This window comes from Nostoc sp. DedQUE07 (genome assembly GCF_034530975.2).
GTDB lineage: Bacteria > Cyanobacteriota > Cyanobacteriia > Cyanobacteriales > Nostocaceae > Nostoc.
The window spans coordinates 54,581-81,323 of record NZ_JAVRCC020000034.1 but is presented as its reverse complement, the minus strand read 5'-3'; the positions used below and the strand labels follow the sequence as shown (position 1 = coordinate 81,323).

24 protein-coding genes are annotated in these 26,743 nt (G+C 39.3%); 6 read left to right on the top strand and 18 right to left on the bottom strand.

Annotated features, from left to right (window positions below; genetic code table 11):
- Window positions 1-239: 239 nt before the first annotated feature.
- The gene (locus RMZ95_RS23280; protein ID WP_322683885.1) at window positions 240-1,079 is read right to left on the bottom strand and encodes a M56 family metallopeptidase; all 840 of its coding nucleotides are present in this window, start codon (window positions 1,077-1,079) and stop codon (window positions 240-242) included.
- Window positions 1,079-1,498: a BlaI/MecI/CopY family transcriptional regulator gene (locus RMZ95_RS23275; RefSeq protein ID WP_292721488.1), complete on the bottom strand. Its 420-nt coding sequence runs from the start codon at window positions 1,496-1,498 to the stop codon at window positions 1,079-1,081. The genes RMZ95_RS23280 and RMZ95_RS23275 overlap by 1 nt, the downstream gene beginning before the upstream one ends.
- Before the next feature lie 505 nt (window positions 1,499-2,003).
- Between RMZ95_RS23275 and RMZ95_RS23270 the strand changes: the two genes are divergently transcribed.
- Window positions 2,004-2,744: a 2-phosphosulfolactate phosphatase family protein gene (locus RMZ95_RS23270; protein ID WP_322683870.1), complete on the top strand. Its 741-nt coding sequence runs from the start codon at window positions 2,004-2,006 to the stop codon at window positions 2,742-2,744.
- 161 nt (window positions 2,745-2,905) lie between these two features.
- On the opposite strand, the gene rfbD is transcribed toward RMZ95_RS23270, so the two are convergent.
- From rfbD to RMZ95_RS23255, 3 genes are all read right to left on the bottom strand, one after another.
- A complete protein-coding gene (gene rfbD, locus RMZ95_RS23265) occupies window positions 2,906-3,796 on the bottom strand; it encodes a dTDP-4-dehydrorhamnose reductase (RefSeq protein ID WP_322683871.1) in 891 nt (296 codons plus the stop codon).
- A gap of 206 nt (window positions 3,797-4,002) precedes the next feature.
- A complete protein-coding gene (gene rfbC / locus RMZ95_RS23260) occupies window positions 4,003-4,548 on the bottom strand; it encodes a dTDP-4-dehydrorhamnose 3,5-epimerase (RefSeq protein ID WP_322669872.1) in 546 nt (181 codons plus the stop codon).
- A gap of 114 nt (window positions 4,549-4,662) precedes the next feature.
- A complete protein-coding gene (locus tag RMZ95_RS23255; RefSeq protein WP_322683872.1) occupies window positions 4,663-5,739 on the bottom strand; it encodes a glucose-1-phosphate thymidylyltransferase in 1,077 nt (358 codons plus the stop codon).
- Between the two features lie 152 nt (window positions 5,740-5,891).
- Here RMZ95_RS23255 and RMZ95_RS23250 point away from each other — a divergent pair, with 152 nt between their 5' ends.
- A complete protein-coding gene (locus RMZ95_RS23250; RefSeq protein ID WP_322683873.1) occupies window positions 5,892-6,692 on the top strand; it encodes a sulfotransferase domain-containing protein in 801 nt (266 codons plus the stop codon).
- A 10-nt stretch (window positions 6,693-6,702) separates the two neighbouring features.
- On the opposite strand, the gene RMZ95_RS23245 is transcribed toward RMZ95_RS23250, so the two are convergent.
- From RMZ95_RS23245 to RMZ95_RS23205, 9 genes are all read right to left on the bottom strand, one after another.
- Window positions 6,703-7,797: a glycosyltransferase family 1 protein gene (locus RMZ95_RS23245; protein ID WP_322683874.1), complete on the bottom strand. Its 1,095-nt coding sequence runs from the start codon at window positions 7,795-7,797 to the stop codon at window positions 6,703-6,705.
- Window positions 7,798-7,899: 102 nt separating this feature from the next.
- Window positions 7,900-8,898, bottom strand: a complete 999-nt coding sequence (locus RMZ95_RS23240) for a hypothetical protein (protein WP_322683875.1) — start codon at window positions 8,896-8,898, stop codon at window positions 7,900-7,902.
- 292 nt (window positions 8,899-9,190) lie between these two features.
- On the bottom strand, window positions 9,191-10,489 hold the full coding sequence (locus RMZ95_RS23235) for a glycosyltransferase family 1 protein (RefSeq protein WP_322683876.1): 1,299 nt from the start codon (window positions 10,487-10,489) through the stop codon (window positions 9,191-9,193).
- Between the two features lie 174 nt (window positions 10,490-10,663).
- Window positions 10,664-11,629, bottom strand: a complete 966-nt coding sequence (locus RMZ95_RS23230; protein ID WP_322669878.1) for a GDP-mannose 4,6-dehydratase — start codon at window positions 11,627-11,629, stop codon at window positions 10,664-10,666.
- Window positions 11,630-11,673: 44 nt separating this feature from the next.
- Window positions 11,674-15,411 (bottom strand): glycosyltransferase, encoded by a 3,738-nt coding sequence (locus RMZ95_RS23225; RefSeq protein ID WP_322683877.1) that lies wholly within the window; start codon window positions 15,409-15,411, stop codon window positions 11,674-11,676.
- 26 nt (window positions 15,412-15,437) lie between these two features.
- Window positions 15,438-16,769, bottom strand: a complete 1,332-nt coding sequence (locus tag RMZ95_RS23220; RefSeq protein ID WP_409883527.1) for a DUF268 domain-containing protein — start codon at window positions 16,767-16,769, stop codon at window positions 15,438-15,440.
- Window positions 16,770-16,919: 150 nt separating this feature from the next.
- Window positions 16,920-17,660 (bottom strand): ABC transporter ATP-binding protein, encoded by a 741-nt coding sequence (locus tag RMZ95_RS23215; protein WP_322669882.1) that lies wholly within the window; start codon window positions 17,658-17,660, stop codon window positions 16,920-16,922.
- Window positions 17,661-17,664: 4 nt separating this feature from the next.
- Entirely contained in the window at window positions 17,665-18,471 is an 807-nt protein-coding gene (locus RMZ95_RS23210) for an ABC transporter permease (RefSeq protein WP_322683879.1), read from the bottom strand.
- Window positions 18,472-18,880: 409 nt separating this feature from the next.
- Entirely contained in the window at window positions 18,881-19,018 is a 138-nt protein-coding gene (locus tag RMZ95_RS23205; protein ID WP_322669884.1) for a hypothetical protein, read from the bottom strand.
- A 165-nt stretch (window positions 19,019-19,183) separates the two neighbouring features.
- Here RMZ95_RS23205 and RMZ95_RS23200 point away from each other — a divergent pair, with 165 nt between their 5' ends.
- From RMZ95_RS23200 to RMZ95_RS23185, 4 genes are all read left to right on the top strand, one after another.
- Window positions 19,184-19,375 (top strand): DUF2862 domain-containing protein, encoded by a 192-nt coding sequence (locus tag RMZ95_RS23200; RefSeq protein WP_322669885.1) that lies wholly within the window; start codon window positions 19,184-19,186, stop codon window positions 19,373-19,375.
- A 122-nt stretch (window positions 19,376-19,497) separates the two neighbouring features.
- Window positions 19,498-20,598, top strand: a complete 1,101-nt coding sequence (locus RMZ95_RS23195) for an ArsA family ATPase (protein ID WP_322683880.1) — start codon at window positions 19,498-19,500, stop codon at window positions 20,596-20,598.
- Between the two features lie 265 nt (window positions 20,599-20,863).
- Window positions 20,864-21,910 carry a chlorophyll synthase ChlG gene (gene chlG, locus RMZ95_RS23190; RefSeq protein WP_322683881.1) on the top strand — a complete coding sequence of 349 codons (1,047 nt, stop codon included), beginning with the start codon at window positions 20,864-20,866 and terminating at the stop codon, window positions 21,908-21,910.
- An 83-nt stretch (window positions 21,911-21,993) separates the two neighbouring features.
- Complete coding sequence (locus RMZ95_RS23185) at window positions 21,994-22,281, top strand: hypothetical protein (protein WP_322683882.1); 288 nt, start codon at window positions 21,994-21,996, stop codon at window positions 22,279-22,281.
- 144 nt (window positions 22,282-22,425) lie between these two features.
- On the opposite strand, the gene RMZ95_RS23180 is transcribed toward RMZ95_RS23185, so the two are convergent.
- The 4 genes from RMZ95_RS23180 to RMZ95_RS23165 form a co-directional block, all read right to left on the bottom strand.
- Entirely contained in the window at window positions 22,426-23,379 is a 954-nt protein-coding gene (locus tag RMZ95_RS23180; RefSeq protein WP_322683883.1) for an MDR/zinc-dependent alcohol dehydrogenase-like family protein, read from the bottom strand.
- A 99-nt stretch (window positions 23,380-23,478) separates the two neighbouring features.
- Complete coding sequence (locus RMZ95_RS23175) at window positions 23,479-24,051, bottom strand: hypothetical protein (RefSeq protein WP_322669890.1); 573 nt, start codon at window positions 24,049-24,051, stop codon at window positions 23,479-23,481.
- A 215-nt stretch (window positions 24,052-24,266) separates the two neighbouring features.
- The gene (locus RMZ95_RS23170) at window positions 24,267-25,073 is read right to left on the bottom strand and encodes an inositol monophosphatase family protein (protein WP_322669891.1); all 807 of its coding nucleotides are present in this window, start codon (window positions 25,071-25,073) and stop codon (window positions 24,267-24,269) included.
- Between the two features lie 153 nt (window positions 25,074-25,226).
- The gene (locus RMZ95_RS23165) at window positions 25,227-26,660 is read right to left on the bottom strand and encodes a BCD family MFS transporter (RefSeq protein ID WP_322669892.1); all 1,434 of its coding nucleotides are present in this window, start codon (window positions 26,658-26,660) and stop codon (window positions 25,227-25,229) included.
- Window positions 26,661-26,743: the final 83 nt, after the last annotated feature.

Sequence of the window (26,743 nt, the reverse complement as noted above, 5' to 3'; positions counted from 1 at the left end):
GTTAAAGCAGAAGTTGCTACAGCTTGCGCGAAACACGGAAACGTTAAAGCAGAACTTACTACAGGGAAAGCAGAAGTTGCTACAGACACGACCGATGCCGCTACCGTTGCAGGTTTGGGCTGTAGTAGCTTTTTATAGCAGTTGAAATATAGTTTAGAACATAAACCGATCGTAAAACGCCGACATCAAGACACTTGCAAGCCTGTTGCCTATTGCCTGTTCCCTGCTATAAATTCAATTTAACTATGAAATATCACAGTCAGTAAAGGCAGGAACGCCAACAGAAAACCATGCCAGGATTGCAATTGAGCTTCTGGGGTTGGTTCTGGTGGTGCTAATAGAGCTTCTACTCTTTGTTCTAAACGATCTGCACCAGAGGAACCTAATGCAGCACAGCAAATTTCCGATAAGACGGGGCCGCTACTAACCACTAATAAAAGTGATTCTGCTAACACCAGAGGGTCTACCTGCAATGCTGCATAACCATCGGCACGGAGTTCGCGCAAAGCTAACAGTTCTTCCCACAAAGGCTCTGTATTCGGCAACCATGCAGTGCAAGAACGCACCCAACCCAACCAAAAAAACCAGAACGTATCCCTGTAATGGTGATGCCCTTGCTCATGGGCTAAAACGCTTTCTAAATGAGCCGCTGAGAGAGTTTGCACTAATCCTTGGCTAACCACTAGTTCTGGTTGCCAAAAACCGATTTGACCTGCGAACAACGCGCCTGTTTGCAGCAGTCTGGCTCGTCTATCGCCAACATTCACTAAAGGACAGTTACGGGCAGATTCTACAGATTGCCAACCCTGGAAGGCAAGTTTAATGCATGAAATGGCAAAAAATGCCAAATAAATTAATGCTAGTAAATAGCTAATTGAGCCTGTATACATTCCGCCCATTTGTCCTTGAGGCCCCATGAACAGGACAGCGATCGCAGTCATGAAAATTAGCAAGGGCGGGAAGAGAAACAAAAATAGCGATCGCTGCCATCGCCGACTCCAATTGCCTTGACGTTGATTCCAAGAGGATCTTAACCACCAGGCAACTGCCAAAGCATTCAAAATCATTATCAGATGCATCATTGTTCCTCCCTGGCTTGGCGTGCAGATTGAATACGTTTGGCGATCGCTGCTATTTGTTCGCTAGCTGCTTCATCTAAGCTATCAGCAAAGGCAGCAACAACATCGGGGTTCCCCACTGCCAGAAATCGCTGTAACTGCTCGTGAGCTTTGATCACTTCTGATTGTTGCTTACTCAGCATTGGCCGCCAATAGAATGCCCGCTCCTTTTTGTCGCAGGCCAGCCAACCTTTATCAGTGAGGCGACGTAAGACGGTGGTGACAGAAGTATACGCTAATTCGCGGTTGGGATCGGCGAGGATGCGATCGTGTACATCCTTGACTGTGGCTGAACCAAGTTCCCAGATAATATTTAAAATTTCTGCTTCCAACGGGCCTAAAGATAGCTGTTTAGGGCGGTAGTCGGGTAAAGGTGCCATAGCAATTTCAATGGGGAGTGGGGAGTGGGAGAGACGCGATTAATTGCGTCTGTACTGGGGAGTAGGGAATGAGTAAATATTTGTCCCTTTGGGTTGTAGCCTTATAACTGTAACTTTTTCCCCATTTAGAAGGTCTGTTCTTGTTTTAGATTACAAGATAGTGCAGCAAGTCTGAAAGTCTAAAAGCATAAAATGCGTTTTTTGAGTATTTATTAGGGATTGAAAATTGGGCATCGGGCATTGGGCATAAGAGGCATAAGAGGCAGAGGGGCAGAGGTGGAGAGGGGCAGAGGGGAAAAACTTTCTTCAACTTCTCCTCTGCTCCCCTGCTCCCCTGCTCCCCTTGTCCCCTTGTCTCCCCTGCCCCCATCTATGTATTGAATGAGATACATTTTGTATTTTGATGATAAAAAATTTTCCTGGAGGAATTGTCACTATAGTTAGTGACACCAACTAGGTAGAATGTTATTTTCGGCAGTAGTATTAAAACAGGTGTATCCAGCCCGTGAAGTTATTCGTATACCACACTCCTGAATTGACTCCAACGGATAAAGCGCCAGAATGTGCGATCGCAGTCGATGTCTTGCGAGCTACTAGCACAATTGCGACTGTCTTGGCATCTGGAGGCGAAGCTGTACAAGTATTCAGCGATTTAGATCGGTTAATTGAAGTTAGCGAAAAATGGCCCCCTGAAAAACGTTTGCGGGCTGGAGAACGCGGCGGTGCGAAAGTAGCTGGTTTTGAGTTGGGTAACTCTCCCCTCGACTGCACACCAGAACTAGTAGAAGGGCGGCGTTTATTTATCAGCACTACAAATGGCACTCGTGCTTTACAACGAGTACAAGATTCCCCAAACGTCTTAGCAGCAGCCTTGATTAACCGGGCGGCGGTGGTGCAATTTCTTTTAGATAAGCAACCAGAGACAGTGTGGATTGTCGGTTCTGGTTGGGAAGGTAGTTTTTCTTTAGAGGATACAGTTTGTGCGGGTGCGATCGCTCATAGTATTTTGCAACAAAGCAACTTGTTACCTGAAGAACTCGCTGGTAACGATGAAGTAATTAGTGCGATCGCTCTTTACTCTCAATGGCAAAATAACTTATTAGGATTACTTCACCAAGCGAGTCACGGCCAACGATTGTTGCGTCTTGACTGTCACGAAGATTTAAAATATTGTTCCCAAACTGATATTTTAGATGTCTTGCCCATACAACATGAAACGGGAGTATTAAAAAGTCAAAATAAATAGGGAATGGGGAGCAGGGGAGCAGGGGAGACAAGGGGACAAGGGGACAAGGGGGCAGGGGGACAAGGGAGCAGAGGAGCAGGGGAGCAGGGGAGCAGAGGAGAAGTTGAAGAAAGTTTTTCCCCTCTGCCCCTCTGCCTCTTATGCCTCTTATGCCCAATGCCCTATGCCCCATGCCCAATTTTCAAATCCTTAAGCATTTGCCGAAGTCTTTGTCGCCAATGGGAAGGATAAGTCCCTAGAATTGCGGAAATTTTTCCACAAGCAAGGACGGAATAAGCAGGGCGACGGGCTGGTGTGGGATATTCGGCGGTTGTAATCGGGACAATACGTTCAATTTTCAAAGGGAAGCCTAGTTGTTGTGCTTCTTCAAAAATAGCGACGGCAAAATCATACCAGCTAGCAACGCCGCTATTAGTGTAGTGATAAGTGCCATTAATTTCTGGGGTTAACTGGGGAATTGTCTGCCCTATAACTGTGGCTATATCTTGCGCCCAAGTCGGACTACCAATTTGATCGGCGACAACACGGAGTTCTTGACGTTCTGCACCTAGTCGCAGCATGGTTTTGACAAAGTTACTTTTGCCAAAGGTTCCATAAACCCAAGCTGTGCGGAGAATGAGATGATGGGCGCAAGTTTCTTGAATAGCTTCTTCTCCGGCGAGTTTGGTTTTACCATAGACACTCAAGGGATTAGTTGTATCGGTTTCTTGATAAGGGCTACAGCCATTGCCATCAAAAACGTAATCAGTTGAAATATGAATTAGAAAAGCTCCTAATTTTTGGCTTTCTTGGGCAATAATTAGGGGTGCAGTCGCATTAATAGCGGTAGCAAGTTCGGGTTCGCTTTCGGCTTTATCTACAGCAGTATAAGCGGCGGCATTAATGATGATTTGCGGCTGCTTTGATCTAATAACGTTGCGGAGGGTATCGGGTTGGGTAAGGTCTACTATTGGGCGTGCTACTGAGATAATATCCCCAGAAGATGAGAGTATTTGTTGTAGTTCCTTACCCACTTGACCGTTGCTACCAATCAGCAAAATTGATTTTGTCATTTGTCATTTGTCATTTGTCATTTGTCCAAGAGAAGCCACGCTCACTCTTTAACGTGGTTTGAATTAGTTCGATGAAAGACAAAGTTTTTCTGCACACTATAAAAGTAAGCTTAGGGTATAGCAAGAGGCTGGGTATCTGACAAAATCCAATGACCAATAACCAATGACAAATGACCAATGACCAATGACAAATGACCAATGACCACTTAATCAAATACTTCAGCAGTTCTGAAAGATTTACCAGCTTGGTCTTTAGCTGATAAAATCGGTGGCCCACTCAGAGGCCAATCTATCCCTAAATCTGGATCGTTCCATAGAATTGTGCGATCGCTTTGGGGCACGTAATAATCTGTAGTTTTGTAGAGAACTTCGGCTAGTTCTGAAAGTGCAAGAAAGCCGTGAGCAAAACCTGGTGGTATCCACAGTAGGCGTTTGTTTTTAGCACTGAGTTCATAACCTACCCACTTACCGAAAGTAGGCGAACTTTTTCTAATATCTACGGCTACGTCAAAAATAGTACCAACAATCGCCCGAATGAGTTTACCTTGGGGTTGTTGGATTTGATAGTGCAATCCGCGTAGGACGTTTTGTTTAGAGCAAGAGTGGTTATCTTGGACGAAGTTTGTAACAATCCCTATCTGTTGAGCAAATCTTTGGTGGTTGTAGGCTTCAAAAAAGAAACCGCGATCGTCTCCAAATACTTGGGGTTCGAGTTGGATAACTTCGGGAATTTTGGTATGTACAATGCTCATTAATATTACAAGTAATGTGCCACAATCTTAATTTTGAAAGTAATTTAATACTTGTATTTTACAGGTCTTATAATTAAGATTTTGACTGTGGTTTTTTTGTTTTGAATAAGTAAATCACGTTAGTTCAATTTGACAGTCATCGCCAATCATAAATCGCAAGGCTTTAGGGCGACGGGGTGCAAGACTCAATTGTGCCCTTTGTCCAATCACACTATCAATAATGCGCTGATGAATTCCGGCAATTTTAGCACTTTCTAAAATAACGCTGTGTTCTAAATCAGTATCAATGAGTGTGACATTGTTAGCGATGCTACTATAAGGGCCAATAAAGCAGTTTTCTAAATGACAATTGCTACCAATGACTACTGGCCCGCGAATTGTGCAGTTAATTACTTTAGATTTTACCCCGATTTTGACTCGTCCAATAATCTGACTTTGGGGATCGATTTCGCCCATAACTGATGCTGTCAGATAGGTATCGAGAATTAATCTATTAGCTTCTAATAAATCATCTTTTTTACCAGTATCTAACCACCAGCCTTGGAGATTGTAGGCTACAACCTGCTTTTGCTGATTAATGAGGTATTGAATAGCATCAGTGATTTCCAACTCGCCTCTAGTGGAAGGTTGAATATTTGCGATCGCATCATAAATGAGGTGAGAAAAGAAATAAACCCCTACTAATGCCAGATTTGAAGGAGGGACTTTGGGTTTTTCAATTAATTGTAATACCCGTCCAGTTTCATCAACCTGAGCCACACCAAAAGCGCTAGGGTTAGCAACTGAACGTAATAGAATCAAAGCATCTGGCTGTTGTTGGCTAAATTGTTGCAGAAAGTAACGTAACTCACCTAGTTGAATCAGGTTATCGCCCAAGTACATGACAAAGGGAGAATCTCCTAAAAAGGGACGAGCAATTTGGACGGCGTGAGCAAGTCCAAGTGGTTGATCTTGTACGATGTAGGTGATGTTCGCTCCAAAAGATTCTCCATTTCCAGTTTTCCCTTGGACTTCTGCCCCGGTTTCTGGACTGATAATGATGCCAATATCAGTAATACCAGCCGCGACCATTTCTTCAATGCCATACCATAAAACAGGTTTGTTAGCAACTGGAACAAGTTGTTTTGCCCCGCTGTAGGTAAGAGGACGTAAGCGTGTACCTTTACCGCCAGAAAGAATTAGTGCTTTCATAGTGCTTTCATCAGGATTTAGGATTAATTACAAGTCATTAGTCAAGATAATCTGAAATCTTGACAAAATCCCAAATCATTGAATTTACATTATGGTGTCAGTATGATGTTAGTTTAGATGTATCCTAATTTAGTTGAAAGGATTAACAGAATTTGAGCAGTTTAGACGCCTTGCGTCTGGCGATAATCAGCAATCCCCGATCGGGCAACACCTGGCTACGAAAAATGCTGGCAGCCATTTATGAAATGGCTGAACTGGCGGTGCATCATCCAGATGACATTTCCTGGCACTTGCTACCAGCAAGATTAGTGCTTCAGATTCATTGGCACAGAAGTGATGATTTAGTTTCATTGCTCGCCCAGCAAGGATTTCGTGTGGTAGTTCTTGCCCGCCATCCCTTGGATGTATTGATTTCTATTCTGCATTTTGCCAACTACGAACCGGATACTGCCAGCTGGTTAAAAGGTGAAGGGGGAACCGAGATTTCCATCCTTGAGAAAACACCACTTAGCCCAGAGTTTATCAACTATGCGACTGGGAGTAGAGCAGCAGCACTTCTCTCGATTAGCCCGGAATGGTGGAGGCGAGAAGACACATTAAAAGTTCGTTACGAAAATCTGGTGAATGATGCAGTCAAGGAACTTGCCCAGTTTAACGAAGAACTGGGGCTGACCCCAGTTAAGCCTATATTAGATGTGGTTTCGTTGCATTCCATCGATCGCCTTCGTACCATGAGTACAAACAATCACTTTTGGCAAGGAAAGTATGCTCTCTGGAAGAAGCTGCTTATAGCACCTGTTGCTCAAGAGATTGCTCTTGCCCATCAAAACGTGTTAGCTAAACTTGAGTATGTGTGTAATGCTAACCCGACTCTAACCCAAGAGCAGGCGATCGCTAACTGGAATGCTATTGCAGTTAAAGAAAGCTTACCTCGCAGTCTCTCTATTTTTTAGAAATCAGCCATTATAGGTACTGCTTGAGAACTTCGGCGGTAGCAAGTCCTGTTTTTGCCCAGCTGAACTGACTGGCGCGGTTGAGGCCAAGGGTACGTAGACGCGATCGCAATTCTGAATTAGTTGCGATCGCCTGCATTGCTTCTGTAATTTCTCCGGTGTTGTAGGGATTGACTAGAATCGCCGCATCGCCAGCGACTTCAGGTAAGGAGGAGAGATTGGAGGTAATGACGGGAGTACCACAAGCCATTGCTTCGAGGACAGGTAAACCAAAACCTTCCCAAAGACTGGGGAAAACGAGAGCGATCGCTTGATTGATGATTTTTGGCAATTCGCTGTAAGGAACATAGTCAAGGAACTTTACCTGATTAGTTACACCCAATTCTGCAACTTGCACTTTTAAAATCGGGGTGTAACGCGAATCAATTGGCCCTACTAACCATAGTTCATAGTCTTTGCAGTTAGGTAACGCCGCAAAAGCACTGATGAGTCGCTGGATGTTTTTGTAAGGATCTTGGCGGCCAATATAGAGAAAGTAGTTGCCGGTAGGGAGGTTGAGAGGAAGAAAGTGAGTGCGATCGTGCGCTAAAGGAATCGCAGTAATTTTGCTGGCGGGAATTTGGTAAAAATCGGTGATATCTTTAGCCGTAGTCTGGGAAATGCAAATAATGTGTTGTGCTTGCTTAAAAACTTGGGGAGTGTAGTAGCGGTGATAGGCTGTGAGTGGTGAGAAGCGTTTGGCAAAACGTAACGGTATCATATCAAAAGATGTGACAACAAAACGACAACTACTATAAAGAGGTGCTTCTGGTAGCGGGGAGAATAAAAGACTTGATTTAAGGTTTTTATATATTTGTGGTAGTTGAAATTGTGTCCAAAGCAAGCGGTTAAAATGACCTTTTGTGCCGTGGTCTGGGGTTAAGTTTGGCGGGATTAGATAGCAATCAAAATCAGGATATTTTTGGGCTACTAACAGAGTAGGTTGGAAAGATTTTAAATAAGGAAAAAGGTTTTGAGCATAGTTGCCTATACCAGTTGGTTTAGACAAAAGAATAGATAAGTTAATAATTAATTGATTAGAGGAAATATTATCTACTATATTCATTTAGTATTTTTTTCATTTACCTATAATGATTGTAAAATAACAATTTTTACATGAATTATTAAAAATTAGAGAATACTATAGTAACTTAATATTTGTAGCTTTTTACACAGCTTTTCTGATGATCATACCAAAGGATGTAGAAGCGAAACGCTCAAATAAAAATTTTAAATGTGCTTCTTGTCGTAGCTCATGTATTTGATTATAGTATGGAGGAATATCAATAAATTTATCTAACACACGAGAACCAATATTGAAATCGAGGGGTGCTACTTGATGGCCTGCCACAGTTAGTTTTTTAGCAATTTGTTCAAAATCTTTTTTTCTAAAAAGTACTGTTCCATAGTTGTCAATAGTTGTTTCTTCTTCTAAATAATTAAACTCTGTCGTCTGTATACTTATTCCTCCAGGAACTAGAGTCTTTAGAGAATTTTCGATAAACAGAAGTCCATTTTTAATGCTACCTAGATGTTCTAATGCACAAGCAGACCAACAGAAATCATATTTACCTTCTAAGTAAGCAGGAATAGCATTCATGTCGACATACTTTAGACTCACATTTTTAGTAAATAGTTCTTTTGTACATAATTCAGGACGGAATATCTTTTCTAAAGAAGACATATTTTGTTTAGTTTCTATCCAACCTTGTGCAGCTGATGCTGTTGGATGTAAATCTGTAGCCGTAATCGCAATATCATAAGCAGCTAGAATACTTGGCAGAGGTTCTTCACCACAACCAAAACCTAAACCTTTACGTCCAGGAGTAAGTAAATCATATTCATATAATGCTTGTAAAATATAGCAAAATTCCCACAATTTTCGATGGTATGCTACCGGAATTTTCATCTCTTGACACCAGTAAAAAAACCAATCTGATTCAATATCATTTTGTTGACAAGCTTTGGATTGTAAGTTGATTTTTTGTGGAGATAAATTACTAGGTATTATCAACTGTTCGCGCAAACTACGAGCATATTCATATCCCAAAGTTTTAATGTTCAAGCTTATAGCATCTGTTGTCGAAGAAGGAAGGCTATACTTTTTTTTCAATGACCTTAAGAGATTTAATATAGGTTTTACGATTTGCAGGATTGTATCTAGCATAATTTTCAACTCGCTTTTTAGTTTATTATGTCAAGCTTAATTGCTTAATGTTGGTCTACTAGCATAATTGTTACTAATAATAAATAAGTTGATAGTAATTTATTTAACAAATATATAGGAGAATATCTCTCTTTTGCAAACCTTGTTATGGTGTTAATTTTGATAAAATTTTATAGCATTCATACTCAAAAATTGACTGTGAAGTTAATAGCGTAAGTTGTTCTAATTGTGGGTTTTTTAGACAAAAAAGATAGATTAACGAATAAATTTTAAGCTTTTATTCAAACTGAATTTAATTATACAAACAAGAGAGAAACTCTTCAGCAGATTGTTGCCATGAGAATGGTATATACTCATTTTTTATGCGCTCTACCAAATTACTGTAGTAAATATCTGAATCAAGTAGTTCTTTTAAAGCTTCATACAGTTCTGTTGGTTGAGTAGGAGAGAAATATCTACAAAAATCGCCTCCTACTTCAGGCAAAGATCCACCATTGCTAGCAATCACAGGTTTACAGTGTTGTAGTGCTTCTACCACAGGTAATCCAAACCCTTCATAAAAGGAGGCTTGAACTAAACAGTAACAGTTTTGATAGAGAAAATCTAGTTGAGCATCGCTCACTGAACCTAGTATTTGTATGAGCTTGCCATACATTTTATTAGATTCTATCAAGTTATCAGTTTCTGAGTCCCAACCTTTATTACCGGCAAAAATTAAAAATACATCATCATAACTAGAATTTATTAATAAATCAAAGGCTGCAATAATTGTTTTAATATTTTTATGAGGCACTAAACTTCCAACTACTAAAATATATTTTTTATTAAGTAACTTCTGCAATTTTACATTAGGCTTATTATTTTCTTCACTTAGTAATAAATCCTGTTTATAATAATTACTACCCAAGCGAAAGCTTTGAAGAGTTTGTGAACTATTATTAGCTAATATCCCTTTATTTATCGCATTACTATAATCTTCAGCACTCTTTTTAGAAATACATAATACCTTATCGAATAAAATCGAATAATCACTGTAGAATTTTGTAAAAGCTTTAGTAAATCTCTGAGAAGAAAATTCTGGAAATTTTATGGGAATGAGGTCATAGCATATAACTACAATAGTAACTTTATAAGTTTTTAAAAGTTGTAAGAATCGGTAATAAGTTTTAGGTAAATCCCAGTTGGCATCAGCTATTACATAAATATCTCCTGACTGAATTATAGAATCTTCAAATTCAAGAAAAGCTTTTTTGTTTGCTGAATTTGAATCCAACCAATCAACTAAATTTAATTTATAAAATAAATTTATAAATTTATTTTTCAGCTTCAAAAGTAGAGCTTGAAGTTTTATATTTATTTTAGTTATAGCGAGATATTTGTTAACCTCGATCGAATGGTCATTTTGCTGTTGATTAAGATTAGTCACTCTCTGCATAAAACTACCATCAAACATAACCGCTACTATTTCTATATCTGTGCGGTTTGAGCTTATTTGCAATAATTCAGAAGTTAGTTCTCGAACTACTCGATGGATTCCAGTATTTTTATATGTATGTTTTGCAGTGTGAGTACAATCTATAAATATCTTCATTCTAAAACCTATTTGAAACTATTTTCATGCAAATTTTTAATAAATTTTTTACTTAAAAAACTTACCTAAGAAAAGCCATAACTAAAAAACTTAGTAGTTACATCCTTAGGTAAGCTATTTTACTTTTTTCCTAGTTTCAAGTGAATGGTTATTTATGATTAAGAAACTAAAAAGCTAACTGCTTAATTTCTTAAGGTCATAATCAACCATTAACTCGACCAATTGACTAAAAGAGTATTGAGGCTGCCAACCTATTCCATTTTTAATTTTATCAATGCAACCAACTAACTGCACTGATTCATCAGCGCGATAAAAAGCGGGGTCAATCGAGACATAATCTTGCCAATTAAGCCCAACACAGTCAAAAGCACACTCAACAAGTTCTTTAACAGAATAGGTTTCACCACTGGCAATGAGGTAGTCATCGGGTTGTTCCTGCTGTAACATCAGCCACATAGCGTAGACAGCATCTTTGGCGTAGCACCAATCACGACGGGCGTCTAGGTTGCCTAATTTTAATTCATTTGCCAAACCTAATTTAATTTGGGCAACTGCGTGCGTGATTTTGCGAAATACAAATTCTGTCCCACGTCGAGGTGATTCGTGAGTATAAGTAATACCACAACAGGTGTAAAGGTTGTATTTCTGCCGATAGTTGACAGTCATCCAATGAGCATAAGCTTTAGCAACTCCATAAGGATTCCGGGGACGAAAGGCAGTGCGTTCGGTTTGAGGCGATTCGTCGGGTTGACCAAAAACTTCACTACTGGATGCTTGATAGAATCTGGCATCAGGTTTGCAGCGACGAATGGATTCTAAGAGGCGGGAAACACCGAGGGCTGTATATTCAGCAGTGAGAGCAGGTTGTGTCCAAGAAAGAGGAACGTAACTTTGAGAGGCGAGATTATAAATTTCGTCAGGTTGGCATTCGCTCACTACATCCATGAGGGATGATTGATCGAGGAGGTCGCCGGATACAATTTGAATGTCGCCATAAAGGTGGGTGATGCGCTCTAGATTACTGGTGCTAGAACGGCGGACTAGACCAAAGACTTGGTAGCCTTTTGCTACGAGTAGTTCGGCAAGATATGAACCATCCTGTCCGGTTAACCCGGTGATTAGGGCTTTTTTTGTTGTCATGCTCACTTTTTTTTACAATATATTTCTTCTCTGGAAATACTGAATTATAGCATTGTTACTTTTGGTTTAATACCAACTAAAACTGGATATAGTCCTAACGATAAAACTCGAAACTCTAGTACAGATGTTGTATTTATAGTAAACTTTAGTTTTGTTTTCTCTTTCTTGAAAATATCTCTTAAAGTAAGTTCTTTTTTGGCTAGAACTAGCGCACCAGAATTAGTAGAAATATCTGCGATCGCTACAACTAAATCTAGATTCCTTCTAGATATTTCATTATCTTCGTCAGGGGCAAAGATTTCAAATTCAACTAAATATTTACCTTTGCAATAAGAATCGTAAGGGCCAAAGATTGCAAATCCTTGTCCATCATCAGGATTTACATTCACAAAATACTCTTGCTTGATTTCGATTATTGAACCAATGCCATGAAAAATTACCTCATTTTTAATTTTTTGGTTTTCCAGATAAAACTCCTGCATTCGCTTCATTAGAGTTTTATCGGCAAGATCAATTTCTTGAATTTTTTGAGATGTTAGCCACCAAACAAAGCAATTTTGCGGATCTTCATTAATTGCCTTTTCAATCTCTTCTTGATGGAAATTTATGTCTAAACAAGGTTCAATATATCTGCCAAATAAATTAGGCGGCATTCCTAACAAGTCTTTTGGAATTAAACCGAATGAATCTTGAATTTTAAAACCTGAGATTGGCAACAGCTCACATACTTGTTTAAAAGTCAGTTCATGTATATGTTCTGGCTGTTTCCATCCATATCTATTAGTAACAGTATAATTGGGACTATCAAGTACAAAAATGCCATTTGGTTTAAGTACTCTATTGACTTCTAACAGGAAACTTACCTGTGATTCCCAAGATATATGTTCAATAAATTGACCAGCAAATACTAAGTCAAAACTTTGTGACTCTATTAACTTTAGATCGTCTCCATCATGTTGAATCCAAGTTACATTATTTGGTAAATCTAATGGCTTTGAATTTAAATCTATACCAGTGTGATTTTCAATATAGTAAGGATAAAATTTATCGAACCACTCAAAGTACCAATTTCCAGCACATCCAATACTTAATATTTCCTTAGATTGTGGTATTTTTGCAAGGCAAATAGAACGACATTCGTGTAAAAAATCATTAAAGTTGAGTTTTTTTCCTAAAGGAGGCTGTATGAGTATTGCAGTATTGTTTAAATCAAAATTGTTTAAATCAAAATTTTCAACGACTTGCTGTTCTTCCTGATAGGAATTATCAATAGCTCTAGCAAAAGTAGTAAGTACTTTTTTAGATGCATTAGGTATAACTTTAGCTAATTCACGTCCTACATAGTCAGCAAGTTCTTTACTTTTTGCTTGAGGTGAAGAAAGTATTTGCTGGATAAGCTCTGCATATAAATTGGCACACTTATCTGGACAATGTTCCTTAGCAATATAATTATATGCATTTTCGCTCAGGGATTTTCTGTAGTCTGAGTTTTGAGTTAGTAAAATGAGAGATTTCAATATTTCTTCTACTTCATCACTTTGTCCAGGATGGGGTATTTTGAACACCACATCATTGGGAAAATCAGAGAAGGAACCGATATCTGTAACAATAGTGGGCTTACCAACAGACAAAATTCGCAAAAGTGATGCAGAGCTTTCTCCGTTAAAAGGAAATCTTAAGTTGAGGCATATATCTGATACTTCTATGTAACGGTAAAAATCCGGCATATTGACATAGCCAGTAACTTTTACTCGATCTTGTAAACTTAGTTTTTTAATTTCATTTTCTATATTAATTGTACCAAGGTAATCAGTACCACCCACAAATACTAAGTAAGCATTAGGTTGAGTTACAAGATACTTCTTAAATGCATAAATAATTTCTAGGGGACGTTTAGTTTTATTGATAAATCCAAAGGTTGATATTATAAGTTGATCGTTTGGAAGACCCAACTCTTTACATTGATCTATTAGTGATTTTTCCTTAACAACATACTTTGGCACTATCTGAGGTATATGAACAATATGGCTATTATCATTACTAAATTCTTTAATAGCAGAATTATAAGCCCATTTGCTGTGTAATATAACTCCTAGAGAACGCGTAAAAATTCTTCTATTTACATAAAGACCTACTTCTGATAATTTCTCATTAATATCTAAATCTTTTGTTTTTAAAAGGTTTAAAATTTGTAATGCTTTATCTTTTCCATAACAGTGTTCTAGTTCTTGAGAAAATTTAATCCCAAGTTCTGGACAACGAGCTTCCATATAATTAATTAGCCCTCCCAAGTAATAGTCATGTAACACGGATATTCCAGGATATCTCATTAATTGGGAGTACATATAAGAATGGTAACTACTATTCCCTATCTGGTAAATAATACTTTCATAAAATTGAGACTTTAATTTCTCTTCAAATTTACTATGAGAAAATAAGTTATTACTAATATTAACCTCGGGCAAATAACTATCGTCATGGTATAAATCAAGGTTAATATGTTTTCCCAATGATGGTAACAAGTCCCAACTATAGTCTGCTATACCAGATTTAGCTGGTGGTAATGGGCTAAAAAAAGCAATTTGTGGTTTTTGATTAACTGAAATAGATACTTTATTTATTAGCTGATGCTTTTGAAACACATCAAGTATATTTTGAGCAACAGATTGCCAAGAAAATTTTGCTGATTGCTGAAGTGCATCTTCTGAGATTTTTGTTCTAAGGTTCTCATCAGATAGAACTTTTTGCATGATGGCAGCCATATCAGAAGGTGAGTATGGATCGAATAGTAATTCATCAGAACCTAAAATTTCTGGTAAGGATGAGCTATTACTTGCAATCGATGGTGCGCCACATGAAATAGCTTCCAATAGCGGTAAACCAAAGCCTTCATAAAAAGAAGGAAAAACGAATAGAGAGCAGGTTGAGTATAAAGCTCTTAATTCTTCATCTGTAACATAATTTGTTAATATTATAGATTTATTAATTCCTAATTTTGACGCGAAGCTAGTTATTTCTTTACTAAAATGCTCAGAAACTTTGCAGGCAATTACTAATTGGTAACATTCTTGCAAATTTTTGGGTAAGGCAGAAAAAGCAGTGACTAACCCTTCAATGTTCTTTCGCCAATCTTCGCCTCCCGTATAAAGAAGAAATTTTTTGTAAATACCAAACTTACTTGCAAAAGTTTCGAGCCAAGCTTGGTGTTCATGAGCAGGAATGGGAGTGAAAAAAGCAGAAACACCACCCGAAACGTTTAAAACTCTTTCAGGAGGTATATCGAGAAATTTAATTACATCTTGGCGGGTAGCTTCCGAGATTGCAAATATAAAATCAGCATTTTGTATATTTTTTAAGCGCTTCATGTAAAGTGAGCGCATATTGGACTCGCTTAAGTATCTATCAGAAAAGATGAGAGGTATTAAATCATAGCAAATGACAAAAACTTTTTTAGAAAAATCGCTATAATCAGGTATTGTAGAGTCTAAACCTTCCATCGGGCTAGGTAGAAATATTATATCAACATCTGTTGCCATTAAAACAGTTTTTAATAGTAGTTCATTGATGTCGCAACTACCAATGTAAGGGTAATTTACAGAATTATACTTAAAGTAATTATCATCCAGTTCTGGGACTGGTAGATTATTATTCGTATATAACTGGTAACTGAAAGTATTTTGCTGTTTAAATAGAGCTTCTATTACAGATTGTGTATAACGGCCAATACCTCTATTTCTAGAGTTATTTGTTTGCAGAGCTTGAAGATCAATGGCTATTTTCATGCTGCGTAAATTTGAGATTTAATTTTTTATACAAAGTTTTTTTTACATACCAACATAGCTACTGCGCCAGGAAGGTAATTATCTGGATTATGTTCTTTTTCAGATGCTTCTAATTCATTTTCAGTGATAAGCCAAGTAAAATCATCCTTACGTACTCCATAGGATATTTGAACTACCCTGAAATCCTGAATTAGTTTTTGTAGTGATTCTTGGTTATATATTCGATGTACTGGTGTTAAAGCTTTTTTTCCATAGGGAACTGTAAGGATAAAACTACCTTCTGGTTTTAAAAGTAAACTAATCTGTTGGACAGCTTTAAGATCGTAATTTTCCTCTTTTTTATCTCCATACCATCCTAAACCAATGTGTTCCAAAGTTGATAAAGCAACCACACAATCAAAGCTAGCTGACGGTAATACAGGGTTACAGATATCAGTTTTAACAAACTTTAAGTTGGGATGAAATAATGCTATGGGGCGAATGTCTATCGCTGTAACTGAATAATTAAAACTCGCTAACTCATAGGAAAGGAGACTTTCAGCAGCCCCTACATCCAAGACTGTTATACTGCTTGATTCATACAAACGGGCAAGAGATTGTAAAACAAAGGTCTTCTCGAATATTCTCTCATTAGTTCCTGCCCAGTAAGCTTCGCCATTTTCGCGATAGCCCACAATTATTGGTTCATTAAACCATAAACCACTAGCAATTTTAGATTCTTCATTAGAAGAGGCTTGGTTCGTTACACTGTTGTCGGCTTGTAATTCAGTAGAAATTTGCTCTATTTTCTGCTCAAGTTGAGAAATTTGCTCTATTTTCTGCTCAAGTTGAGAAATTTGCTCTATTTTCTGCTCAAGTTGAGAAAGCTGTTCTATTTTTTGTTCAAGTTGAGGTAGTTGGTCTATCTTCTGTTTAAGTTGAGGTAGTTGGTCTATTTTCTGCTTAAGTTGAGATAGTTGGTCTATTTTCTGCTCAAACTGAGAAAGCTTCTTATTTACTTCTTTATCCCTTGTAGAATATTGATCAGTTTTTTGAATTAAATTGTATAAAAGTCGTCTAACAGCAGAATTATAATAAACTTGTCTTTTAAAGATAGGCCATGATATTTTTTTTAAAATATTTTTTAGCCATTTACGAATAGTATTTGTATATATATCATTAAAAAATAATAAATAGTTACCATCAATTTCTGTAACATAACTATTATTTAGTGGTTGATGAGGTAGAGTTTTGCTTGATTGTTCTTCCTCATTTCCAGCTGGACGATAAAATCTAACGGATTGTTGATAAACATCACTTATACGCTCTAGTATTTTTTCGTAATCCATCTGATTCTCCTGAAATTTATCATCAATCATTCTTCACAATAGAATACATTTTTGTTTAAAGCTTAACTAAAATTTTTGCCTAAGTTTATCTAATCATATAGTCTTTCGATTCACGTAGTTCATCAAATCATTTTCCTTCAGGCAGAATTACTACTGATAAGGAAATTTAGATAATTTAGATTAAATTTTACTTACTGAGTTTAAATAGTAGTCGGCAGTTTCATCCGCGTTTCCCATAAAACGCACTTTTCCTTGATCTAACCAAATTCCTCTAACACAAGATTGTTTGATAAATTTTAAATCATGAGAAACTACTAATACAGTAGCGTTCTGATTCCAAAATTGCTCAATTCTTCGCTTACACTTGTTTTTGAAACTTTCATCTCCTACCGACAATACTTCATCTAATATCAAAATATCCGGCTGTATATCGGTGGCGATCGCAAACCCTAATCGCGCTACCATTCCAGAAGATAATCCCTTCACTGGTACTAATGCATAATCTTCTAACTCTGCAAACTCTAATATTGAAAGCGTTCTTCTTCGCATTTCTGCTCGGGAATATCCCAGTAATACGCCATACAACAAAATATTATCCATCACAGAAATTTCTGCATCAAACCCCGCTCCAAGTTCAATCAATGGCGCAATTTGACCTCGTACTCGCACTAATCCGCTAGTAGGTTGTAAAATTCCAGAAATTATCTTTAATAATGTTGATTTACCAGAGCCATTTGCCCCTATAATACCTATTTTTTCACCTTTTTCAACAACTAAATCAATTTCATTTAGCACCTGTTTCTTCGCAGGCTGGTGATATTTACCTTCCAAAAAAGATAGGAGTGTTTTCTTTAGGTCATAAGAAAACTCTTCTTGCGTTCGTCGCCACAGCGAAACTCGATCTAGGCGAATTACTTCCATTTATTTACAGCAAATCCATAAATTGATGCCGCCACAGTTGAAAACAAACCCATCCCAGTGACAAAATAATTATGCCACTCAGCAAGGCTCCCCAAATTAAACTTAAATCTGGTAGCATTCCCGATAGTGTAATCTGCCGGATACTTTCAATAACTGGTGATAAAGGATTTAATCCTAAAAATGCTTTTACTGTTTTTGGAACAATGTCTGGCGGATAAAATACAGGACTACCGATCCAAATTACAAATACAATTAACTCATAAAAATAAGGTAAATCTCTAAAAAATACATATAAAGCGCTGACCAAAAAACCAACTCCCATACAGACTAAAACCAGCGCTAAAAATGGAATCAGCAATGCTACCACGTTTAATAAACTTTTGGATTTAACAAAAGTTATTATTCCTAATAAAGGCAACACTCCAACGGCAAACTGAAACACATTTGCTGCAATCATTGATACTGGGAAAATACTGACTGGCAGACGAATTTTATTTAACAGTGAGCCGTTACCTACTACACTACTTAGTGCCTGAGAAGTGGAAGCTGAAAAAAAGTTGATTACCACCAGTCCTGTAAATGCTGCTAATACATAGTTTGGGATTGAGTTATTGTAATACGACGAAAACGTTGTCCCAAAAATTGCAGTGTATAGCCCGGTCATAATCAACGGGTTCAATAGCGACCAATAAACCCCTAGAAATGAACCCCGGTAACGCACTTTAAGATTTCGTGCTACCAAGACGTGCAGCAATTCCCAGTAGCGCCACACTTGCAACCAAGTTGAATTACTTTTAACCGAAAGCTTCATCCTTACACACCGCTACAGTTCATAGCTAAATTATTTGCAGATTTTATACTATTGGTGGCTACTTTACCGCATTACTTTAACAATAAAAACTTTATTTTAAAAAGCGTTGTTAAACATAAGTTACTATGGGACTCATATCTGATTTTTGAACAAAATTTTAGATAAAACCCTTATAAAATAAGCTTTTCAGTCTCAGTATGTTTTTAGAAATCAAATCGAAGTCCTAATAGTTACCATTTTTATACTCTTAATCACATCCTATCCGGGCAAGACCAATGAATTTATCAATTGGTTCCTAGAACTGAGCGAACGCAAATAATTAGGTTTTTTACCATACAATTGCTTTATAGTCAATAAAAATGCTTTTATTCAGATATTTGTTCATGGAACAATCGAAGCGCTGCTCTATCTAGCGAAGTTGTGCGATCGCAGCCGTTCCTGTGACAACCGCAATTGTGCTTTCGGTGTCTATTGTTGCCCGACAATAGCAATTTTCTCTGTTAGAAGTACGCGATCGCTTTTGGGTGTCTTTGAACAAAAAAGACAAACATTGAGTATTTACCTGTTTGGTTGCCGATTTAATTTTAAGCTGTTAAGTCAGGAGTTAGGAGTTATTCTTTCTCATCTCTCCCTCATCTCCCCTGAATTGATGAGAGCAGAGTCACGGATTCCGCTACACTGAGACTTGGTTTATCTGAAATTGTAATCAGGCATGGAAATCGGACAAAAGGTTAAAGTTTTTCGTTTACGCGATCGCGTTTCTGCCCCAGTTGTAAAAAAACTCGGACAAGTGGGTATCATCCAAGGCTACAAAGTCACTGATGGTGGTGGAATCGGTGTAGTGGTTCTGTTTGAAGACAATTATTCTACTTGGTTTTTTGAAGATGAAATCAAACCTGTGTAGTAGTGTAAAAAACTCAGATCCGGATTTTTCTTTGGCTCTGAAGTTGAAAGCACAGGTTGAGAGTCTATATTGAGTGCTAAGTTGGAGTTGAAAAGATCGGCGGTGAAAATAGGAATCAACTAATGGCTCTAATATTGACATTTTTGGGCAAAGGCGGCACCGCTCGTACCAAAATTGCGATCGCCGCCGCCAAATTATTGGCAAGTCAAGGCAAGCGCGTACTTCTAGCAGGACAAGCAGAACCAACATTGTCAATCCTGTTGGGTACTCCCATTGCTGCCGATCCTCAAGAGATCTCTCCCAAGTTACAGGCGGTACAGTTTCAAGCATCTGTACTGCTTGAGCGCAACTGGGACGAAGTGAAAAAACTTGAGGCGCAATATCTCCGCACGCCCATCTTCAAAGACGTTTTTGGTCAAGAACTGGTAGTCTTGCCGGGGATGGACAACGCTCTAGCGCTGAACGCTATTCGCGAATATGATGCCAGTGGCAAATATGATGCGATCGTCTACGATGGCACGGGCGACTCTTTAACGCTGCGAATGTTGGGTTTGCCAGAATCTCTGAGTTGGTATGTCCGGCGATTTCGGCAATTGTTTGTCAACTCCGACTTGGGGAAGACAATTACTGAATCACCTTTGATTCAACCTCTGATTAGCAGTTTTTTCAATATCAACTGGACAGCAGATAACTTTGCCGCTCCCACTAACCAAGTCAATAATTTCTTAGAAAAGGGGAGAGCCGCTCTGGCCGATCCCAAGCGTCTCGCTGCTTTCTTAGTGACTACAGGAGATCCGATTGAGGTAGCAAATGCTCGTTATTTATGGGGTAGCGCTCAACAAATCGGTTTAACTGTCGGTGGTGTTTTGCTTGTGTCTACTGAGACAAATATCAATCTGTCAGAGGAATTTATACCCTTACCTGTAAGCGTCGTTCCCAACTCGCCCACGGGTGATTGGCAACCACTGATAGACGCTCTACCCAACTTTGAAGCACAAGCTTTACAGGCTCCCAAACCTATTGAAATAGACATCCACAATCGTCAGGTACGCTTATTCTTACCAGGATTTGACAAAAAGCAAGTCAAACTTACCCAATATGGGCCAGAAGTCACGGTAGAAGCAGGAGATCAGCGACGCAATATTCCCTTACCCCCGGCTCTGAGTGGCAGACCCGTTGCTGGAGCAAAGTTTCAGAATCATTATTTGATAATTTCGTTTTAAGTTAGTTAGGAGTAGGAACAAAGTTAGGAGTTAAGAGTGAGGAGTTAGGAATAAAAATAATAATTCACGCCTGATGTGAATTAGAAAAGCTTCTTATCGCATAAGGGTTTCTAGACTCGCCCAAAATTGTATGATTGGGAATACCCACGAAATTACAAGGGTTTCTAGACTTAATTCACATTAGACGTAATTCATAACTCCTAACTCCTAACTAATAATTCATAACTTCTAACTCCTAACTCCTCACTCTAAAAAAATACGCCTTATGTCAGAATCAACTCCCATTCCCCCAGACCCTAACCCATCTGAAGCACTAGACTCAGTGGCAAATAATCTCAATGAGCAAGCGATCGCATCTGCCGATCGCAGTGCGAAAACTAGGCAGATGTTGGGGATGAAAGGTGCAGCGTCTGGAGAAACTTCGATTTGGAAAATTCGTTTACAGCTCATGAAGCCCATCACCTGGATTCCCTTAATTTGGGGTGTAGTCTGTGGTGCGGCTTCTTCTGGTAACTATACTTGGACGCTGGAAAATGTGTTGAAGGTAGCAGCCTGTATGTTATTGGCTGGGCCATTGATGACAGGTTACACCCAAATCCTTAATGATTACTACGATCGCGAAATCGATGCCATCAATGAACCTTATCGCCCGATTCCCTCTGGAGCAATTCCCTTACCCCAGGTAATTATTCAGATTTGGGTATTACTGATTGCTGGCTATGGTTTGGCATTTGCGCTAGATGTGTGGTCTGGTCATGAATTCCCGACAATTACAGCGATCGCAATTATCGGTTCTTTCATCGCTTATATTTATTCTGCGCCTCCCCTGAAACTCAAGCAAAACGGCTGGCTAGGTAGCTACGCCTTGGGTGCAAGCTACATTACTCTACCTTGGTCTACAGGACACGCTTTATTTGGAGAACTGAATTCCACAATTGTGATCTTGACAATGTTCTACAGCTTGGCTGGATTGGGTATTGCCATTGTCAATGACTTCAAGAGTGTAGAAGGCGATCGCCAGTTAGGATTAAATTCACTACCCGTAATGTTTGGCATCACCACTGCGGCATGGATTTGTGTAGCGACAATTGATATATTTCAAGGATTGATTGCAGCTTATCTCGTCAGCATCCACGAAAATTTGTATGCAGCAATACTAGTACTGTTAATCATCCCGCAAATCACCTTGCAGGATATGTATTTCCTACGTGACCCCGTGAAAAATGATGTTAAGTACCAAGCTAGTGCCCAACCTTTCCTTGTTCTGGGAATGCTGGTAACAGGTTTAGCCCTGGGTCATGCTGGCGTTTAATTTGTACCTCCATAGTGGGAAGTTAAGAATTAGGAGTTAAGAGTTAATATACTTTTAACTCCTAATTTGTATCAGGACATACTATGCTTCAATTGATATTTTTCTTAATTAATGGAATTCAACCTTTATTAGTCCCGATTTGTTTTGTAGTTGCTTGGACTGTAACTATTCTGGTTGTTTTGAGTCTCTGGACGGCCGCACGAGATAGTGTTAATACAGCCAAGCAAATGCATCAAATTCCCTGTACTGGTTGCCAATTTTTTACCGACAATTACCGTCTTAAATGTACTGTACGCCCATCTATTGCCAATACAGAAGAAGCGATCTATTGTCGTGACTATCAACCAAAGACTAATCCTTATCTATATTAGGGAGTGGGGAAGCAGGGGAGCAGGGAGATGAGAGGACAAGGGGACAAGGAGATAAACAAAACTCCTAACTCTTAACTCTTAACTCTTAACTCCTAACTCAGCACTCAGCATTCCTAATGCCCAATGCCCGATACCCAATGACAATTAACTAATCTCTAACAATATCTTTAAAACACCCCGACTCTGGGCGTGTTCAAAAGCTGCAAGCCCTTCAATGAGAGGGTAGGTGGCATGAATCAGGGGTTGCACATCAACTTGTCCTGTGGCTAGTAGCTGGAGGGCTGGGGTAAAAGGGCCACAACGGGAGCCGATGAGGGTGATTTCATCTACTACTAAGGAAGAAGCATCTAGGCTGAGGTTGCCAGCATAAGTACTTTTCAGTACAAGTGTACCACGGGGACGGAGAGCGCGGCGGGCGATCGCAAATCCTTCTGGATTGCCAGTGCATTCTACTGAGATATCGAAATATCCATCTGTAATATCATCAGCTAGACTCGTTTTTATTCCCCGTGCTTCTAAGTTAGCCAGTTTTTCTCGATGACGCCCCACAGCTACAAGTTCACAGCCAGTTAGAGCTAGTGTCTGAGCTACTAATTGCCCTAGTTTGCCATCTCCAACTACTAGCACCCGATGGTTTGGATGCAATGGCACTTGCTGCTGAATTTCCAAAGCTGCTGCTACAGGTTCAGTAAATGTTGCTACTTCTGTTGGCACATTATCGGGTACTAAATGCAGGTTCTCTACCGGCAAACAAAGATATTCACTAAAGGCACCGTTGCGATTGACAATACCCAAAACTGTACGATTTTCGCAATGAGTTGGTTGTCCGCTACGACAAAACCGACAATGCCCACATACAGCATTGATTTCTCCAACTACGCGTTGGTTAACTAAGTGTTCTGGCCCTTGTTCGACAATGCCGACAAATTCATGCCCTAAAATACCAGTGTAGGGATAGTAGCCTCTAAGTAGTTCCAGATCGGTATTACAGATACCTGCACGCAAGACGCGTACTAAGGCTTCTCCCTGTGGCGGCTCAGGAACCGGAATATCTGTGCGTAATTGCAACTGCTTATTTTCGAGCCAAAGTCCTTTCATTTCTCTTCACGTCCTTTGCCTAATTATGTTGTCAATATCACTTTGAAAAATGTTTGCAAATAAATATAGGGGTATACATCCGTAACCCCATACCCACACCTATGTCTCTGTAGAAGGTATTTCTTTAATTTTGGTTACATCAACTTTGCTTAACCAAGTAACTAAATCGTCTGAGCCAAGTGCAATCTCACTTCCCAAGGTTTTGATATAAAGAAGTCCGTCACTGATAATTAAATCTCTAATTGGGTACCATGAATCTCGTGTTCTAATCAGAAGTTCCAACGGAATCCCTGGTCTTGAACTATGTTTGCAATATTTCCACCAGGCCCGCCATAGAATGACACATTTAGTACAATTCATCTGATAGCCTTTGGGAACTTCGCAGTATTGATACTGATAGAAACCCCGACTATCTACTTCTCCTTTGAGAATATAACTATATTCTGCTAATGCCTGATTTATCAATTCCCACTGGGTTGATTTTGGAGAAATCGAGAATTCAGATAGGGTATTTGATAGTTGAGCAGTGGCAATTACGCCTTCAGATTTTGCTGTTAGTTGGTTTATTTTATACACTGTTTGCGCTGTCAAAACAGGATTTGACAACAAAACGTCTTTTTTTTGAATAGAGTTTTGTACAAACTCTCGAATTAAATCTAGATTAGACAACATAAAATTTTTTATACTAAATTAACCAGTGTGATGAAAGTCACAATTATACTTAAATTAATAACTACACTGGTTTTGCACTTAAATCAGGATTATTACTAGCTTTATTTATACTCAATTCTTTGTTTGACTTGGGTTTTGTTAAGTTTAATATCGCTTATGCAATACTCCGAGAGGCTGATTGACAAAAGCGCTTCCTTAAGGTATAAACTTGCAAATTAAATTTTTACGCCTTCGAGAAAAGGTTGAAATACCGGAATTAATTCGGCACGACTAACCACAAGGGTGGGAAAAGAGCGATCGCTATAATCTTCTCCCGGTGACAATGGAAACGGTTCTGACTTCAGCGAAGCCCAGACTCCACCAGCAGCTTGGACAATTACCCAAGCCCCGGCTAAGTCCCAAACTTTTGGTGTCGCCTCAATCCCACCGAGAGTAGCCCCAGTAGCAACTGTCAAAAAGTTATAGCTAGCTACACCCAACATCCGAATTTTGCAGGGAAAGCCATTTTTGATAACTGCGGTACTACGAGAACAGAGGTTAAAAAAGTGATTATTGCTAGGACTATCTACACTGGTGTGGATGGGGTGGTTGTTGAGAAATGCTCCTATTGGGGGTGTTAACCCAGATGAACCTGCCCAAAACCCATGAAAAGCTTGATTCAGAGTTGGGGCGTAAATATACCCAAAAATGGGCGTACCTCGATACAGCAAACCCAGAGATATTGTCCAGATGGGAATGCCGCGTGTGAAGTTCGTTGTACCATCAAGAGGATCGATTACCCAGCACCACTCAGTACCGGGAAATGACTGATCGCTCTCTTCGCTCAAAATGCCGTAGCCAAGGAAAGTAGAAGCGATCGCATCCCGAATTTCCCGATCTGCCCATTTATCTGCTTGCGTCACCAAACTACCATCAGCTTTTTGGTCAGCCTGTACTTGCCCAAAATCTTGCATTAGTTGCTTGCCCACTCTGGTAGTGGTAGTTTGGGCAAAATCAAGAATTGTTGTCCAAAAATCATTCATTGGTTATTAGTCATTTGTCATTTGTACTGAGCGTATCGCTAAAGCGAAAGCTCCGCTAACGCATAGCGTCTCGTAGAGAAGCCGAAGTATTGGTCATTTGTCCCATGCCCAATGCCCAATGCCCCATGCCCCATGCCCCATGCCCTATACAGTTTAATCTAAATCGCTTTCTAAAACTGAAGCGATCGCTTGCTTGGTACTTGTTTGAAATTCTGTGATGTTCACCCGATTCAGAAACCAAATCGACAGCACCATTCCTACCGCTTCTAGAACAAATACCAGTCCATAAGCTAACTCTGCGCTAGGTAACAGCTTGCGTCCAATATCCAAAACTGTACCTCCAATTACCACGGCGATTCCTCTAGAGATGGACTGCGCTAATCCCCATGCTCCAATAAACGTACCTGCGGCTTCTGCTGCTGTGAGATCCAACATCAAGCTAATTGCGGCTGTAGTTAAGAAACCTGTGGCTAAACCGAACAAGACCAAACTTAGTTTAAGAACTGCTGCATTAGCTGTGAATCCTGAGATACCTAGCAATATTGCACAGAATGCTACCAACATACAGCCAAAACGTGCAGTTCTGCGCTTACCCAAACGCGGGATAATATAAAAGCCCGTAACGCCATAAGCAATCAATAGACCTGTTCCATAAAAAATATTTAATTTGGTACTTTCCGCTAGGGGCATTTTAAATACTTGACCCGCATAAGGTTCTAAAATCGGGTCTTGCATAAACAAACTGATAGTCATCACCAATAAAAAGGTGAAAAATATACCTGTTTGTGGACTAGCTGTCAAAATTTTCCAAGCATTGCCTAGAGTGATGCTATCTTCCCGATTCACCAATGTAGAACGGGTTGAGTATTGAGAGTATTTTTTTTCTACGCCAAATGTCGCTGCGATCGCTAAACCAAATACAATTGCTGGGACGATAGTAAACAATCGGTTGATTGCTGGCTGCAAAGTTTCTACAGTTGCTTCTGGGGTTAACTGTTTCAGCAAGCTGGCACTAATAATCGCCCCAACAATAATCCCCACCATTAGCATCGACCAAACCACACCGACTACTTTGGAACGGTTATCTTCTTCAGATATATCCACCAACAAAGCAGCAAAAGCAGTACCGCTAGCACAAATTCCTAGACCGTATACAGCAAAAACTAAAGCCAAAAGACCTGTCCAGCCAATTGTTTGGGTTGTCCATACCCAAGTACCTGCATTATTTCCAGCAATATTAAGCTGCCATATCACTTGTATAGCTAAAAATGCTGCGATCGCAAATATTGCCGCGCCCACCCAAACATAAGCTGTACGGTGGTATCCCCATAACGGCTTGGCATCGGAAATCTGTCCGAACCAGACACGCGAAGGAGCAACAAATAAAGGCAGTGCTAGAACTACCGATACCAGCGTCGCCGGAATTGCTATTTCTTGAATCATGACTCTGTTGAGTACGCCTAGAGTCAAGATGGACATCATGCTCAACCCCATTTGAAATAAACCCAGGCGGAACATGGTCAGCAGGTTTACCCTTGGCACAGATAGGGATTTGGTTTTGGTATCAAATACTTCACCGCTTGCCATAGCTACTTTTTCGTATGCTTTATAGGATTTAATTTCTCTCTTTAAATAAAGATAAACCCTACTCACTCCAAATCAGCGAACGA